This is a genomic window from Bradyrhizobium sp. STM 3561 (assembly GCF_045571455.1).
GTDB classification, from domain to species: Bacteria; Pseudomonadota; Alphaproteobacteria; order Rhizobiales; family Xanthobacteraceae; genus Bradyrhizobium; species Bradyrhizobium vignae.
This window is the reverse complement of sequence record NZ_CP120695.1, coordinates 1,528,202-1,543,172: the sequence shown is the minus strand read 5'-3', so window position 1 is coordinate 1,543,172 and position 14,971 is coordinate 1,528,202. Positions and strand designations below refer to the sequence as shown.

General features: G+C 64.4%; 13 protein-coding genes and 1 pseudogene. 9 read left to right on the top strand and 5 right to left on the bottom strand.

Going from position 1 to position 14,971, the window contains the following annotated elements; all coding sequences use genetic code 11:
* Window positions 1–205: 205 nt before the first annotated feature.
* The 3 genes and pseudogenes from P6U28_RS06995 (at window position 206) to P6U28_RS06985 (ending at window position 3,644) form a co-directional block, all read left to right on the top strand.
* A pseudogene (locus P6U28_RS06995) lies at window positions 206–1,503 on the top strand (VOC family protein).
* A gap of 36 nt (window positions 1,504–1,539) precedes the next feature.
* Window positions 1,540–3,102, top strand: coding sequence for an aldehyde dehydrogenase family protein (locus P6U28_RS06990; protein WP_122404288.1), 1,563 nt, complete (start codon window positions 1,540–1,542; stop codon window positions 3,100–3,102).
* An 11-nt stretch (window positions 3,103–3,113) separates the two neighbouring features.
* Entirely contained in the window at window positions 3,114–3,644 is a 531-nt protein-coding gene (locus P6U28_RS06985; protein WP_145987025.1) for a hypothetical protein, read from the top strand.
* A gap of 134 nt (window positions 3,645–3,778) precedes the next feature.
* Here P6U28_RS06985 and P6U28_RS06980 read toward each other — a convergent pair whose 3' ends face one another.
* Window positions 3,779–4,000 carry a DUF2958 domain-containing protein gene (locus P6U28_RS06980; RefSeq protein ID WP_407121991.1) on the bottom strand — a complete coding sequence of 74 codons (222 nt, stop codon included), beginning with the start codon at window positions 3,998–4,000 and terminating at the stop codon, window positions 3,779–3,781.
* A gap of 193 nt (window positions 4,001–4,193) precedes the next feature.
* Between P6U28_RS06980 and P6U28_RS06975 the strand changes: the two genes are divergently transcribed.
* The 5 genes from P6U28_RS06975 to P6U28_RS06955 are packed head-to-tail and all read left to right on the top strand — an operon-like array spanning window position 4,194 to window position 8,951.
* Window positions 4,194–4,403: a ferredoxin gene (locus P6U28_RS06975; protein WP_122404291.1), complete on the top strand. Its 210-nt coding sequence runs from the start codon at window positions 4,194–4,196 to the stop codon at window positions 4,401–4,403.
* A gap of 57 nt (window positions 4,404–4,460) precedes the next feature.
* Entirely contained in the window at window positions 4,461–5,684 is a 1,224-nt protein-coding gene (locus P6U28_RS06970) for a cytochrome P450 (RefSeq protein WP_407121990.1), read from the top strand.
* A gap of 32 nt (window positions 5,685–5,716) precedes the next feature.
* Window positions 5,717–7,039 carry an MFS transporter gene (locus P6U28_RS06965; protein ID WP_122404293.1) on the top strand — a complete coding sequence of 441 codons (1,323 nt, stop codon included), beginning with the start codon at window positions 5,717–5,719 and terminating at the stop codon, window positions 7,037–7,039.
* Between the two features lie 3 nt (window positions 7,040–7,042).
* Window positions 7,043–7,702, top strand: coding sequence for a sulfite oxidase-like oxidoreductase (locus P6U28_RS06960; RefSeq protein ID WP_407121989.1), 660 nt, complete (start codon window positions 7,043–7,045; stop codon window positions 7,700–7,702).
* A 25-nt stretch (window positions 7,703–7,727) separates the two neighbouring features.
* Window positions 7,728–8,951, top strand: a complete 1,224-nt coding sequence (locus tag P6U28_RS06955) for an alpha/beta fold hydrolase (protein WP_407121988.1) — start codon at window positions 7,728–7,730, stop codon at window positions 8,949–8,951.
* A 10-nt stretch (window positions 8,952–8,961) separates the two neighbouring features.
* On the opposite strand, the gene P6U28_RS06950 is transcribed toward P6U28_RS06955, so the two are convergent.
* Window positions 8,962–10,410: a PLP-dependent aminotransferase family protein gene (locus tag P6U28_RS06950; RefSeq protein WP_407121987.1), complete on the bottom strand. Its 1,449-nt coding sequence runs from the start codon at window positions 10,408–10,410 to the stop codon at window positions 8,962–8,964.
* Window positions 10,411–10,492: 82 nt separating this feature from the next.
* Here P6U28_RS06950 and P6U28_RS06945 point away from each other — a divergent pair, with 82 nt between their 5' ends.
* Entirely contained in the window at window positions 10,493–11,407 is a 915-nt protein-coding gene (locus P6U28_RS06945; protein ID WP_122406763.1) for a DMT family transporter, read from the top strand.
* Here the strand turns inward: P6U28_RS06945 and P6U28_RS06940 are convergent.
* From P6U28_RS06940 to paaK, 3 genes are all read right to left on the bottom strand, one after another.
* Window positions 11,386–12,441 carry a YeeE/YedE family protein gene (locus tag P6U28_RS06940; RefSeq protein WP_122404296.1) on the bottom strand — a complete coding sequence of 352 codons (1,056 nt, stop codon included), beginning with the start codon at window positions 12,439–12,441 and terminating at the stop codon, window positions 11,386–11,388. The two genes, P6U28_RS06945 and P6U28_RS06940, sit on opposite strands and share 22 nt — an antisense overlap.
* Window positions 12,442–12,557: 116 nt before the next feature.
* Window positions 12,558–13,562 (bottom strand): zinc-binding alcohol dehydrogenase family protein, encoded by a 1,005-nt coding sequence (locus P6U28_RS06935; RefSeq protein WP_122404297.1) that lies wholly within the window; start codon window positions 13,560–13,562, stop codon window positions 12,558–12,560.
* Between the two features lie 59 nt (window positions 13,563–13,621).
* Window positions 13,622–14,953, bottom strand: a complete 1,332-nt coding sequence (gene paaK / locus P6U28_RS06930; protein ID WP_122404298.1) for a phenylacetate--CoA ligase PaaK — start codon at window positions 14,951–14,953, stop codon at window positions 13,622–13,624.
* Window positions 14,954–14,971 lie beyond the last annotated feature (18 nt).

Below are 14,971 nucleotides of genomic sequence, written 5' to 3'. Positions count from 1 at the left end.
GAACTAGCCGAATAGGCAAGGTCTAATCGCCAGGATCATGATGAAACTGCATGATCCCTGGATCTAGCCAACGAGGACGGCCGATCCGCCGTCGATGGAGATTTTGATGCCAGCGCTGCGCGCGGACGCGGACGAGATCCGCACTCTGTTTTCCCGCGCCATGTCGGACATGTACCGGGTCGAAGTGCCGCAATACGGCACCCTGATGGAACTCGTCAACGACACCAATCGCGAAACGTTGCGCCAGCACGAGGAGCTTCGTGCGAGCCTCGAGCGAAGTGATGAACTCGAGCGGTTAAACGTCGAGCGTCACGGCGCCGTTCGCCTCGGGCGGGCGGACGAATTGTTCGACATGCGTCGCGTCTTTGCGGTGATGGGCATGCACCCGGTCGGCTATTATGACCTGTCGGTGGCCGGCGTGCCCGTCCATGCCACGGCCTTTCGGCCGATCGACGATGCCGCTCTCCGGCGCAACCCGTTCCGGGTATTCACCTCGCTGCTGCGCCTCGACCTGATCGAGGATGAGACCCTTCGCGCCCAGGCGGAGCGAATCCTTGGTGAGCGCCGCATCTTTACGCCGCGCGCACTCGAGCTCGTGAACATTTTCGAGACGGAAGGTCACCTGACCGTCGCGCAGGCGGAGGAGTTCGTGCGCGAAGCGCTCGACACCTTCCGTTGGCATAGCGAAGCGACAGTGAGCCTCGAGGTCTACAAGCGGCTGCATGACGCGCATCGGCTGATCGCCGACGTGGTGAGCTTCAGAGGGCCTCACATCAACCATCTGACACCGCGCACGCTGGACATCGATGCCGTCCAGGCCGGGGTGCCACGACGCGGCATTGCGCCGAAGGCCGTGATCGAAGGGCCGCCGCGCCGCGACTGCCCGATCCTGCTGCGCCAGACCAGCTTCAAGGCGCTCGAAGAGCCCATCCTGTTCAGACAGGCAAACGCCACAAAGGTCGCCGGGACGCATACGGCCCGCTTCGGTGAGATCGAGCAGCGCGGTGCCGCTCTCACTTCCAAAGGCCGCGAGCTCTACGACCGATTGCTCGCCTCCGTGCGGCAGGCGGGCGCGACCGCGCGCGACTACGATACCGAATTGGCCGATCAATTCAAAGCGTTTCCGGACGATGGTCGAAGCTTCGCGCGCAGGGGCTCGCCTTCTTCCGCTATTTGGCGACGCAAGCAGGCATTGAGGCATGCAGGCGGCACGCTCCGCCATCCAGCCTCGAGGATTTGGTGTCTGCGGGCTTTCTGCACTACGATCCGATCGTCTACGAGGATTTCCTCCCTGTCAGCGCGGCAGGAATCTTCCAGTCGAATCTCGGCGCCGACCAGCAGCAGAACTACGCCGCGCGTTCCAACCGGACTGCGTTCGAAGCCGCCCTCGGTGCCAAGGTTTACGACGAGATGGAGCTTTACGCGCGGGCGGAAAGGGATTCCCTGGAGCAAGCTCTGGTCCAGCTCGGATCACCGCACCTCGCACGCCACGCGATGGCCTAATCGAACCGCCTTTCAAACGTCCAAGAGAAAACCGCCATGACGACCACGACCCAGACTTCAACTCGCGCCATCAATTCCCTGGCGGGCGAGGCAGACGCGCTCCTGATCTCGCTCGGCGTCAAGCGCAGCCGGTACACCGGCGGCAAGCTGATCGCACGATCGCCGATCACCGGCGAGATCACGGGCCATGTCAACGAGATCGGCGCCGCCGATGCACAGGCGGCAATCGACAAGGCGCATGCGGCCTTCCTCGAATGGCGACTGGTGCCAGCGCCGAAGCGCGGCGAGCTCGTCCGCCTGCTCGGCGAGGAGTTGCGCGCCAACAAGCAGGCGCTCGGCAGGCTCGTGTCGATCGAGGCCGGCAAGATTGCCTCCGAGGGCCTCGGCGAGGTCCAGGAGATGATCGATATCTGCGATTTCGCGGTGGGTCTGTCGCGCCAGCTCTATGGCCTGACCATCGCGACGGAGCGCAGCGACCACCGGATGATGGAAAGCTGGCATCCGCTCGGCGTCACCGGGATCATCTCGGCGTTCAACTTCCCAGTTGCCGTATGGTCCTGGAACGCGGCGCTGGCGCTGATTTGCGGCAACAGCATCGTCTGGAAGCCGTCCGAGAAGACGCCGCTGACGGCCCTTGCGACGGAAGCACTGTTCGATCGCGCACTCGCGCGCTTCAAGGCGGAAGGCGGCAAGGCGCCGGACGCGCTGTCCACCGTTCTCTTCGGCGGCCGCGAGATCGGCGAAATTCTTGTCGATCACGCCAAGGTCCCGCTGGTGTCGGCAACCGGCTCGACGGCGATGGGGCGTATCGTCGGACCGCGCCTCGCGAAACGCTTTGCCCGCGCGATTCTCGAACTCGGCGGCAACAACGCCGCAATTGTCGCGCCGACGGCTGACCTCGACCTGACCCTGCGCGGCGTCGCATTTGCCGCCATGGGCACGGCAGGCCAGCGCTGCACGACGCTGCGACGCCTCTTCGTCCACGAAAGCGTCTATGACACGTTCGTGCCGCGACTGAAGCGCGCCTATGAATCCGTCACCATTGGCGACCCGCTCAAGGACGGCACCCTGGTCGGTCCGCTGATCGACGCCGCAGCCTTCGCCTCGATGCAGAAGGCACTGAGCGAGGCGCGCGCCGCGGGCGCCAAGGTGTTCGGCGGCGAGCGCGTTTTCGCCGACGGCGCCGATGAGGCGTATTATGTTCGCCCGGCGCTGGTCGAGATTTCAGAACAGACTGGCCCGGTCGTGCACGAAACCTTCGCGCCCATTCTCTACGTGATCAAATACCGCGACTTCAATGCGGTGCTCGACCTGCACAACGCAGTGCCGCAGGGACTCTCGTCCTCGATCTTCACCAACGACCTTCGCGAGGCCGAAGCGTTCCTGTCGGCGCGCGGATCGGATTGCGGCATTGCCAATGTCAATATCGGCCCATCCGGCGCCGAAATCGGCGGCGCCTTCGGAGGCGAGAAGGAAACCGGCGGTGGACGCGAGTCGGGCTCGGATGCCTGGAAGGCTTACATGCGCCGCGCGACCAATACGATCAATTTCGGCCGCACATTGCCGCTCGCGCAGGGCGTCAAGTTCGACGTGGCGTAAAGAAAAGATAGATGAACGCGCCTCTTCACAGCTCGGCATTATTCCGCCCCTCCCGCCGCCTTTCGTCGATCGGCGTGTCGGAGATCCTGAAGATCAGCGGGCTTGCCGCTGAGATGAAGCGCCGGGGTCGGGACATCATCATCATCCTCGGTCTCGGCGGATCCGGATCGCTGACGACACCGGCCAACGCGCCGGTGAAATGGGCCATCGCGGACGGACATCCATTCCTTGCTTGGGGGCAACGAGCCGCGATCCTCAAGGAGGCACCTCACAAGGCTGCTGCCAAGCTGTACATGAATTGCCAGATCTCGGAGAAGAACCAGCGCAAGGCCTATAACGGCTGGTCCGTTCGCACGGACGTGCAGCCGCAAGGCGGCCTGAAGCCGGTTTGGGACTATGCAAACTCCAATTTCGCCGAGCTTCCACGCTTCATGGAAAATCGAGCCTTGGTCGAAAGGTGGCGCCAAACCTTTGCGATCTACTTTGGCGAAGTGAGAGGCGAGCCGAGCCCAGGCTGGTTGGGACAGCGGCCCGGCGCCTGAGAGATCTTTAAAGGACAGGTCCGCCAGCTTGCGGCTGCAACTGGCGGACCAACGGGTGATTGAGCCTGGGAAAGACCGTTGGGGAAACCGGGAAACCTGATGCTCGATCCAACGCTTTACTGGCGGTTTGAACATCAGCCGAGATCGGCCCGCGTGCCCGTGAAGATCGCGTTCGATCCCGACTCTGATTGCCCGCGAAAGGCTGCGAGCTCCGTCAGGCTGACGGTGCCAAACTCGGGGAAGCCTATGCCAACATCGCGAAGGGCCCAGGCAACGGTGTGATCGTCCGGGATCAATCTCGGTGAGCAACCAGGTGGCGGCACCGAGCACTTGAACAGCTTGACGACAGGTTCCAAGTCGATCTCGTCGGGGTTTGGAAACTTTCGCGACATTTGGTGACGTTTTCGCACGATTTGCGAGACTGTCCGCTATAAGTTTGCGCTTGACAGGGGAAGTCCATCGCGAATGTAATAGGATATAACTTAAATAGAATTCAGGTGAGGAAACGCGCCGCCTTCGGGCTCTGCGCGCACGACCAAGGGAGCCGCAATGGCAGAGCGATTGAAGGTCCACGTCGATCCCGACAAATGCCAGGGCCATGCCCGCTGCAATGCACTCGCGCCGGAACTTTTCGAGCTGGACGAATATGGCAACGCGCACGAAACCGGCGACGGCACCGTGCCGCCGGGGCTCGAGGACAAGGCCTGGCTGGCGAAATCCAACTGCCCGGAAATCGCGATTGATGTGATCGAGGAGTAGCGCGGCCGCGGCCGCCCCGCGTGCTTTCAGCGAACACGAGCCAAGGGATTGCCTGCCATGTCCGACGTCAACCAGCCCGCCGCCCATCCGCCCGTGACCGACTGGGTCCATGATTTCGACCACACCGATCCACAATGGACGGAGAACCCGTTCCCGATCTGGGACGAGCTGCGCGCCGCGAGTCCGGTCGTGCACACGCAACGCTTCCTCGGCTGCTACCTGCCGACGACCTATGAGGCGGTGCGCGAGATCGCCAACGATACCGAGCATTTCTCCTCCCGCCGCATCATCGTCCGTGACGTGCGGCCGGAAATCACCAGCAAGAACGCCGCTCCGCCCATCACCTCCGATCCGCCCGTGCACAAGCCGGCCAAGCAATTGCTGCTGCCGCCGTTCACGCCGGACGCGATGAAGAAGCTCGAGCCGCGGGTCCGCGCCATCTGCAACGAGCTGATCGACGACTTCATTGCCGAGAAGAGCGTGGACGCTGCGGCGCGCTACACGAAGCACATTCCGGTGCGCGCGATCGCGCACATGCTCGGCATTCCCGAGAGCGACAGCGAGCTCTTCATCAACTGGATCCACATGATCCTGGAGCTCGGCATCACGGATGAGAGTAAGCTGCTCCAGGCCGTGCAGGAAATGAGCGCCTATTTCAGCGGCCACATCGAAGCGCGCAAGAACAAGCCCACCGACGACCTGATCTCCTACCTGATGAATGCCAGGGACAAGGACGGCAATCCGCTCGAGGACACTCACGTGCTGGGGTCGTTGCGCCTGCTGCTGATCGCCGGCATCGACACCACCTGGAGCGCGATCGGCTCCTCGCTCTGGCATCTTGCGAAAACGCCCGCCGATCGCGAGCGGCTGATCGCCGAGCCCGGGCTGATCCCGACCGCGGTGGAGGAGCTGCTGCGCGCCTATTCCCCGGTGACGATGGCGCGCGAGGTGGTCAAGGAGACGACGATTTCAGGCTGTCCGGTCAAGCCGGGCAACATGGTGCTGCTGTCCTTCCCGGCCGCGAACCGCGACCCCAAAATGTTTCCGGACGCTGACAAAGTCGTGATCGACCGCCGCGAGAACCGCCACGCAGCCTTCGGCCTCGGCATTCACCGTTGTGTTGGTTCCAACCTGGCGCGCATGGAAATGCAGGTTGCGCTGGAGGAATGGCTGAGGCGGATTCCGGACTTCCGGCTGGATCCGGCAGGCACCGTGACCTGGTCACAGGGCACGGTGAGAGGCCCCCGCCAGTTGCCATTTCTGCTCGGAAAGGCGATGTAGGCCCCTCCAGCAGAGATACGGAGAGGCCGGACGTGACAGTGCAAGCAACCAAGCCGGCCTCTGAGCATTTTGACGTCGCCGACGCCGAGCGGCGGATCAAGGCGATCTTCATCGGCTCCGTCGGCAACCTCGTCGAATGGTACGATTTCTACGCCTATACGGCGTTTGCGCTCTACTTCGCCCCTGCCTTCTTCCCCGGTAACGATCCTGTCGTGCAGCAATTGAACGCCGCCGTGGTGTTCGCGGCGACCTTCCTGATGCGTCCCCTCGGCGGCTGGTTCTTCGGCTATCTCGCCGACCATTTCGGCCGGCGCATCTCCCTGACGCTGTCCGTCGTCTTCATGTGCTTCGGCTCGCTGATCATCGCGCTGACGCCGACCTATGCCACGATCGGCTTTGCCGCGCCTGTCATCCTGGCCCTCGCCCGTGTCATCGAGGGCTTGAGCCTCGGCGGCGAATACGGCGCCAGCGCCACGTATCTCAGCGAGGTCGCCGACCCCAAGCATCGCGGCTTCTATTCCAGCTTCCAGTACGTCACCCTGATCGGCGGCCAGCTCACCGCGATTATCGTGCTGCTGCTCCTGCAAAAGGTCTTCCTGACGCCGGAGGAGCTGAAGGCCTGGGGTTGGCGCATCCCGTTCGCGATCGGCGCGGGGCTCGCGATCTTCGCCGCGGTGATGCGGCGCGGCCTGCACGAGACCGAGGCGTTCGAGGAGGCCAAGAAGGTGGTGAAGCCGACCGGCTCGATCACCAATCTGCTGCGCTATCCGCGCGAGCTCTTGCTGGTCGTCGGCCTCACCGCCGGCGGCACCGCGGCGTTCTACACCTTCACCACCTACATGCAGACCTTCGTCAAGCTCTCGGTCGGGCTGACCGAGGATCAGACCACGTTCGTGATCTTCGGCTCGCTGATCTTCGCGACCATCCTGCAGCCGATCTACGGCGCGATCTCCGACAAGATCGGCCGCAAGCCGCTGCTGATCTTCTTCGGTATCGCCGGCACGCTCGCGACCGTTCCGCTGCTGATGACCCTGAAGGAGACCAAGTCGCCCTTCATGGCCTTCATCCTGATCTGCTGCGCCTGGCTGTTCGTCGCCGGCTACACCTCGATCAACGCGGTGGTGAAGGCCGAGCTGTTTCCCACCAATGTCCGCGCGCTCGGCGTCGGCCTGCCCTATGCGATCACGGTCTCGATCTTCGGCGGCACGGCGCCGGCGATCGCGCTCTACTTCAAGAGCATCGGGCACGAGGACTGGTTCTATTTCTATCTTGCCGGCATCATCTGCCTGTCGCTGATCATCTATTCCACCATGCGCGACACGAAACACGCCTCCGCAATGCATCGCCACGAGTAGGCCATGACCGACGAGACGCCATCCGACAGCAAGCTGACGCGCACCAAGGAGAGATGGGCGCGCGAGGGCCGGTTCCTCACCGGCAAGATTACGCGCCCGGACGATCAGCGGCTGCCGCCCGGCCAGCATCTGACCAAAGACTGGCCGGTGCTTGATCTCGGCGTCGTGCCGCCGGTGTCGCGCGAACGTTGGCGGCTGGACGTCTACGGCGCGGTCGAGCGTCCCGTGTTTTGGGCCTTCGACGAATTCACCGCGCAGAAACAGGCCCGCTTCACCTCCGATATCCACTGCGTGACGACCTGGTCGCGCTACGACAATGAGTGGGAGGGGCTCGCGACGCGTGAGCTGCTCGCGGCCTGCCAGCCGCGCGAGGATGCGCGCTTCGTCGTGCTGCATTCCTATGACGGTTACACCACCAATCTCGCGCTGGAGGACTTTGCCGCCGAGGACGCGCTGCTCGCCCACAGCTGGTCGGGCCAGCCGCTCGCGGAGGAGCATGGCGGCCCCGTGCGGCTGGTCGTGCCGCATCTGTATTTCTGGAAGAGCGCGAAATGGCTGCAGGCCATCGAATTCCTGACCGAGGATGCGCCGGGCTTCTGGGAAGTCCGCGGCTATCATAACCGCGGCGATCCCTGGGCCGAGCAGCGCTACTCGGGGGATTAGGTTCAAGCAAGAACGGGGAAAGCCCATGCCGACGGAGCGCTTTCAATTCACCGGCGAAGGCGGCCATCAGCTCGCGGCCGCGCTGGAGCTGCCCGACGGCGAGCCCGCAGCTTTCGCGCTGTTCGCGCACTGCTTCACATGCGGCAAGGACACGCTGGCGGCCAAGCGGATTTCTGTGGCACTGGCGGCCAGGGGCATCGCGGTGCTGCGCTTCGACTTCACCGGTCTCGGCTCCAGCGAAGGCGATTTCGCCAATTCGACCTTTTCCTCCAATGTCGCCGATCTCGTCCGGGCCGCCGATCATCTGCGCAGTGCCCGCAGGGCGCCGTCTATCCTGATCGGCCACAGCCTCGGCGGCGCAGCGATCCTCGCGGCTGCAGGACGAATTCCCGAAGCCAAGGCGGTCGCGACCATTGCGGCGCCCTCCGATCCCGCCCACGTCACCAATCTGTTCAAAGAGCATATCGACAACATCCGCACGCAGGGCGAGATCGAAGTGTCGCTTGCGGGCCGCCCATTCCGGATCAGGCGTGAATTCCTCGACGACATCGTCGAGCACGAGCTGATGAAGGACGTCACCGGCCTGCACAAGGCGCTGCTGGTGATGCACTCGCCGGTCGACGATACCGTCGGTATCGACAACGCGACGAAGATCTTCGTTGCAGCCAGGCATCCCAAGAGCTTCGTCTCGCTAGATCATGCCGATCATCTGCTGACGAAGCCCACTGACGCGCTCTACGCGGCCGACGTCATCGCCGCCTGGGCGAGCCGCTATATCGAGATCGCAAAGCCCGCCAAGGTGGTCGATCTCCCTGAGGCGCCGCGCCGGGTTGTGGTGCAGGAGACGCGCAAGAGCAAGTTCAACCAGATCATCACCATCGGCCCGCATCATCTGGTGGCGGACGAGCCGGTCGCGGCCGGCGGCGAGGATGCCGGCCCCGGCCCCTATGATTTCCTGCTCGCCGGCCTCGGCGCCTGCACCTCCATGACCATGCGCCTTTATGCCGACCGCAAATCGCTGCCGCTCGACCGCGTCACGGTTACGCTGAAACATTCGAAGATCTACGCCAAGGATTGTGCCGAGTGCGAGACACGCGAGGGCATGCTCGACCAGATCGAACGCGACATCGCGATGGATGGCGCGCTCGATGCCGAGCAGCGCAAGAAGCTGATGGAGATCGCCGACAAGTGCCCGGTGCACCGCACGCTGACATCGGAGATCCGCATCGTGACGAAGGCCGCGGACTAGCACGCCATCGCTACAAGCACGACGCCATCGTCCGCACGGCCGCGCTGATCTCGCTTTCGCGCCAGGCCGCGAAGCCGAGCAGCAGGCCGTGATCGCGCGGCTGACCGAGCGCCAGGCTGGACAATGCGCGCGTTTCGACGCCCGCCGCGACCAACCGCTTTACCGCCGCCCGATCAGTGCGACCGCGCTGGAGACGGGCAATGAGCTGGATGCCGCCAGGAGGCACTTCGACCGAGAGCATCCCGCCCAGCTGTCGCTCCAGTTCCTCGACAAGGTGATCGCGGCGCGCGCGATAGAGCCGGCGCATCCGGCGCAAATGCGCGAGGAAATGGCCGTCCGCGATGAATTCGGCCAGCGCCTCCTGAATGTGGCTGGACGCGATCAGCCCGATGTGCCGCTGCGCGATCTCCAGCGTGCTGACCAACGCCGGGGGCGCGACGAGATAGCCGAGCCGGATATCCGACGTCATCACCTTCGAGAAGGTGCCGACATAGAACACGCGACCGTGGGCATCGAGCCCTTGCAAGGCCGGCACCGGCCGGCTGTCATAATGGAATTCGCCGTCGTAATCGTCCTCGACAATCCAGGTCTTGCCGGGCCTGCTCAGGCCGAGAAATTCGGTACGGCGCGCCAGCGACATCAGCCGCCCGGTCGGATGCTGATGCGAGGGTGTCATGAAGATCAGCTTTGGCGCCGCACGGCCCCGCATCGGTTGCATGCCCTGCTCGTCCAGACCGATACCGGTGACGCGCGCGCCGGAGGCCCGGAAGGCGGCCGCGGCACCGGGATAACCGGGATCCTCGACCCAGACGTCGTCGCCGGGCGAAATCAGCGCTGCCGCGATCAAGGTTAGTGCGGCCTGCGCGCTCGGCAGGATCATGATCTGCTCCGCCGTGGCGCGAACGCCTCTGCTGGTGACGAGATAATGCGCCAGCGCCTCGCACAGGCGTGTTCGATTCACTGATCCGAGCCCGCGCTTGGCCGCACCTACGGCACTGCGGCGCAGACAGCGCGCCCAGACCTCGTTCGGAAACTCCCTGAAATCGGCGTGCCCCGGACGCAACGGCTTCAGCTGCGCCTGATAGGACATCGGCCAGTCGGTCTGCTTCAGCCCCGAAGCCCAGGGGGAGAGCCGCGGCCTGGCAGAACGTACGCTCGACGTAGCGGTGCCGGTCCGTTCGATATGCTCGTGGCCGTCGAACGCGACCACCGGACGGCGGCCGTGCGAGGCCTCGACATATCCTTCGGCAGCAAGCTGCTCGAACGCATAAGTGACGGTGTTCCGGGAGACGCCGAGATCGCGCGCGAGCCGACGGCTGGATGGCAGCATGCGGCCTTTACCGAGGCGGCCGCTCGCGATCAGCTCTCTAAGCTGGCTCGTCAGCTGCGCCATCAGCCCCTCGTCGTCCGACCGTTTCAAGTCGATCAGAGCCGGGATCACTTCTTCCGAAACTGGCACCTTGTTTTTCTCCCATCTGGTCCTTTTTCAAGTGCCAGATGAGATGCTATGCGCCGAGCCGGGTTGCTTCAAGGACCTCCAGATGAATTCGCTGTCGCCTCGCGCCGCCGTCGGCCTGTTCCTCATCGTCGTGCTGGCCTGGGGCGTGAACTGGTCGGTGACGAAGCAGCTCGTCCAATTCCTTCCACCCCTATGGACGTCGGCGATCCGGAGCTGGATCGCGCTGGCTGGATTGTTCGTGATCCTTGGCCTCAGCAACAATCTGGTCATCCCGGAGCGGCGCGACATTCCTGTCGTCTTGAGCGTGGCGCTGTTGCACATGACGCTGTTCTCGGTCCTGGTTGCGGCTGGTGTGCGCTTCCTGCCCGCGAGCAAGGCCATCGTGCTCGGTTACACCACGCCGCTTTGGGTCGCGATCGCCGCGCCGCTACTGGGGAAGGATACGCTGACCGCGCCAAAGCTCGCCGGCGCCCTGCTCGGGCTGATCGGCCTTGCCGTGATCCTGAACCCTACGTCCATTGACTGGGCCAATGCGAACGTCGTGCTCGGCGCCGGCATGGTCATCCTGGCCGCGATCTCGTGGGCCGCCAACATCATCTATATCCGCGCGCACCGCTGGATCGCGTCGCCGCTCCAGCTCCTGATCTGGCAGGTGCTGGTCGCGACGATCGTGCTGACAGGATCGGCGCTGGTCACGGACGGCCTGCCGCACGTGGAATGGTCGTGGAGGCTCGCCCTGCTGTTCCTGTATTCCGGCCTGATCGGGACGGCGCTGGCCTATTGGGCGATGTCAATGGTCAACAAGAGCATCTCGGCGCTGACGACGGCGCTGGGCACCACAGGAACGCCGCTGGTCGGCATCGCCAGCGCCGCGATCCTCCTGAGTGAGCCGATCGACGCGAGCCTTGCGGTCGCGGCCGGACTGATCGTCACCGGCATCGGTCTTGCGACGCTAGGCGATCGGTTGTTGCGCAGTCAGGCCACTGCGAGCGGCTGAACGCGCAAGCTTCCGCGCAGGCCCGCCGCGGTGCCGAGCAGGATGCCGGCAACCGCGACGAAGGAGCCAAGAGCGAGCGTCGAGACGCCCGTGAGCCCCTGACCGATCGAGCAGCCGAACGCCATCACGCCGCCGATCCCCATCAGCGCAGCCCCGGTGCCCGAGCGCAGCATGTGGCGTGGTGAGGAGTAGCCTTCGAGCTTGAAGCGGCCGGTAGCGAGCGCCGTCACCAGACTACCGGCGAAGACGCCGGCAACCGTCGCAACGCCAAAGTTCGGCGTCAGCCCGGTCGAGAGCATGGCGTATTGCAGGCTATCAGCGATCGGCGCGACGAAGGTGAGCGAGGTCACTGGGACCGGATTGAAGTCGTCGGCGCCGAGATAGCCGGTGACGTACCAGCCGGCGGCAACGAGCAGGCCCACAATGACACCTGCCGCGATCTGCCCCGGCGAACGGCGGAACGCCGGGTGCGCGAAGGCGAACAGGACGAGCGCGATGACGGTCGCGGCGGCGGCAAGCGCGCGCGACAGCGATTCCGTGACACCGATCATCCTCAGCAAGGACGGCAGCGAATTTGCGCTGACCGTCATTTGCGAAGCCTGGACCAGCGCGATACGCGCCGGCGCGATCAGGCCTTTGAGCGTCATCTGCGCGGCAATCGCAAGAACGATCACGACGACGAAGGAGCGGAGATTGCCGCGGCCGAGCAGCACCAGGGCCCGCGAGCCGCAGCCATTCGACAGCACCATGCCGTAGCCGAACAGCAGGCCACCAAGGAAGAGCACTGGGGCGGAAAAGGATTGCTGCAAATAGATCGACTTACCGAGATCGACCAAGCCGTTGCCGGCGAGGAACTGGCTCGCGACGATCGCGACAGCGATCGCCAGCGCGTAGGTCCGCACCAGCCGCCCGTCGCCATCCGTCAGAAAGCCGCGCATACTGCTCATCAGGCAGAAGCCGCTGAGCAGGCCGGCGACACCGTAGACGAGGCCGATGAGGAGGCCGGCGAGGATGACGAGCTGGGCAGCTTCCATCGATTGTTCTCAGATCTCTCGACGTTCTCCGTCGTTGCGAGCGCAGCGAAGCAATCCAGCCTGTCTCCGCGGGTGCATTTCTGGATTTGCTTCGGTACGCTCGCAATGACGGTGTGTTATGGCTTCAGGATCACGCGATCTCGCGACGAGCCGGCGACCGCAACATACGCTTCTTTCGCGCGCTCCAGTGGATAGACCGCATTCGTCTTGATCGGGAACGGTTTCAGATGGCCGCTCGCAAAGCCGGGCCCGAGGTCGCGCAGCACCGCGCCCGTGGCGGCGGAGGACAGGCCGAGCGTGTCGATGCCGACATAAGTGTGCTGTCCCCGGTAGAATTCGAGGATGTTGAACTGCACGATGCGGTCGATCGCGGCGATCAGGATCTGGCGGCCGCGCAAGGCGAGTGACTTGTGCGCCGCTTGGAAATAGGGATCGCCGACCGTATTGAAGACGATGTCGGCGCCCTTGCCGCCGGTCGATTCGCGCACGCGCGCGGCGACGTCGGAGGCGGAGGCGTCAATCACCTCGATGGGCGCACGGGCGTGACCTTCATAGGGTTCCGCCTTGCGCACCACTCCGATGACGCGCGCGCCCTGCCAGGTCGCGATCTGCACCGCGGCCTGGCCGACCTTGCCGTTGACGCCGAACACCAGCACGGTCTCGCCGCTCTTCGGCACACCTGCGCGGCGAAAACCTTCCATCGCGGTGACGAAGGGCACGCCGACGCCGGCGGCCTCTTCCCACGACACCGCCCTGGGTTTCTCCACGACCGCATCGGCCTCGACCACGAGATGGCTGGCGTGGGTGCCGTCGCGGCGGATGCCGAGATCGCCGGAAGAGCCGAACACCTCGCGGCCGATCGTCCCGGCGGGCCCGTCGATCACCACGCCGGCATAGTCACGGCCGGGGGTCCGGGGGAACACGGCATAGGGCATCAGCCCGGTCGCAGCCTTGACGTCGGACGGATTGACCGCAGCGGCCTTCACCTCGACCAGAAGATCGTTCGGCCCGCGCGCAAGCGTCTGACGCTCGACCACAGGGGCAAGCACAGCGGCGCTTTCAGCTTTGGCGTTGAGGCGCACGCAGCGCGCTTCGACCGTCCTGGCATCGGCTGGTGACATGAAAAGACCCGCGATTTCTCGCGGGCCTTGTCGCCTCTGGCGCCGGTCAAGTCAATCCGTCAGTCCTTGGGCCGCTTGTCGTAGAGCCGTTTGGCCTTGCCCAGCGAGCGCTCCAGCGTGGCCGGCGCGACCACCTGAACCCTCGAACTGATGCCGATGGTGTTCTTGATATGGGTCGAGATCCGATCCGCTTGATCGACGAGACCCCTTCCGTCCCAGCTTTCGGGCCGCGCCTCGGCGATGATGGTGAGCTCGTCCATGCGGCCTTCTCGGGTGAGCTCGAGGATGAAGTGGCCGCAGCACCAGTCGGTCGCGAGCAGCACTTCCTCGATCTGGGTCGGGAACAGGTTGACGCCGCGCAGGATGATCATGTCGTCCGAGCGGCCCGTCACCTTCTCCATCCGCCGCATGCCCGGCCGCGCTGTCCCCGGTAGCAGCCGCGTCAGATCGCGCGTGCGATAGCGGATCACAGGAAAGGCTTCCTTGGTGAGCGAGGTGAACACGAGCTCGCCCTTCTCGCCGTCCGGCAGCACCGCACCGGTCTGGGGATCGATCACTTCGGGATAGAAATGATCCTCCCAGATGTGCAGGCCGTCCTTGGTCTCGATGCACTCCTGTGCGACGCCGGGGCCGATCACCTCTGAGAGGCCGTAGATGTCGGTCGCATCCATGTCGAAGGCATCCTCGATCTCGGCGCGCATCGCGTTGGTCCAGGGCTCGGCGCCAAAGATGCCGATCTTGAGCGAGCACTGGCGGGGATCGAGCTTCTGGCGTTTGAACTCGTCGAGAATCGCCAGCATGTAGCTCGGCGTCACCGTGATGATATCGGGCCTGAAATCGTTGATGAGCTGCACCTGCCGCTCGGTCATGCCGCCGGAGATCGGCACCACCGTGCAGCCGAGCCTTTCCGCGCCGTAGTGCACCCCTAACCCGCCGGTGAAGAGGCCGTAGCCATAGGCGTTGTGGATGACCATGCCGGTGCGGCCGCCCGCCGCACGGATCGAGCGCGCCATCACCTCGGACCAGGTGTCGATGTCGCGTTGGGTATAGCCGACCACGATCGGCTTGCCCGTGGTGCCGGAGGAGGCATGCACACGCACCAGCTTTTCGCGCGGTACGGCGAACATGTTGAAGGGATAGTTGTCGCGCAGGTCCGTCTTCACCGTGAACGGAAATTTTGCGAGATCGGACAGCTCGTGAAAATCGGACGGATGCACGCCGGCCTTGTCGAAGGCTTTGCGATAATGCGCGACATTGTCGTAGGCATGCTTCAGCGACCAGGCCAGTCGCTGCGTCTGCAACGCCATGATCTCGTCGCGCGAGGCACGCTCCTGCGCGTCCATCTCGGCACTATAAGTGCTGGCACCTTCCTTGAGTTTCGTCAGAGCCATCCTCGTTTCCCCACATTG

What these genes read in the sequence shown, in the direction of transcription:
- P6U28_RS06940 (WP_122404296.1), bottom strand. Translation starts at nt 12,441, where the DNA reads ATGGAAGCTGCCCAGCTCGTCATCCTCGCCGGCCTCCTCATCGGCCTC.
- P6U28_RS06990 (WP_122404288.1), top strand. Translation starts at nt 1,540, where the DNA reads ATGACGACCACGACCCAGACTTCAACTCGCGCCATCAATTCCCTGGCG.
- P6U28_RS06955 (WP_407121988.1), top strand. Translation starts at nt 7,728, where the DNA reads ATGCCGACGGAGCGCTTTCAATTCACCGGCGAAGGCGGCCATCAGCTC.
- P6U28_RS06945 (WP_122406763.1), top strand. Translation starts at nt 10,493, where the DNA reads ATGAATTCGCTGTCGCCTCGCGCCGCCGTCGGCCTGTTCCTCATCGTC.
- paaK (WP_122404298.1), bottom strand. Translation starts at nt 14,953, where the DNA reads ATGGCTCTGACGAAACTCAAGGAAGGTGCCAGCACTTATAGTGCCGAG.
- P6U28_RS06935 (WP_122404297.1), bottom strand. Translation starts at nt 13,562, where the DNA reads ATGTCACCAGCCGATGCCAGGACGGTCGAAGCGCGCTGCGTGCGCCTC.
- P6U28_RS06970 (WP_407121990.1), top strand. Translation starts at nt 4,461, where the DNA reads ATGTCCGACGTCAACCAGCCCGCCGCCCATCCGCCCGTGACCGACTGG.
- P6U28_RS06985 (WP_145987025.1), top strand. Translation starts at nt 3,114, where the DNA reads ATGAACGCGCCTCTTCACAGCTCGGCATTATTCCGCCCCTCCCGCCGC.
- P6U28_RS06960 (WP_407121989.1), top strand. Translation starts at nt 7,043, where the DNA reads ATGACCGACGAGACGCCATCCGACAGCAAGCTGACGCGCACCAAGGAG.
- P6U28_RS06975 (WP_122404291.1), top strand. Translation starts at nt 4,194, where the DNA reads ATGGCAGAGCGATTGAAGGTCCACGTCGATCCCGACAAATGCCAGGGC.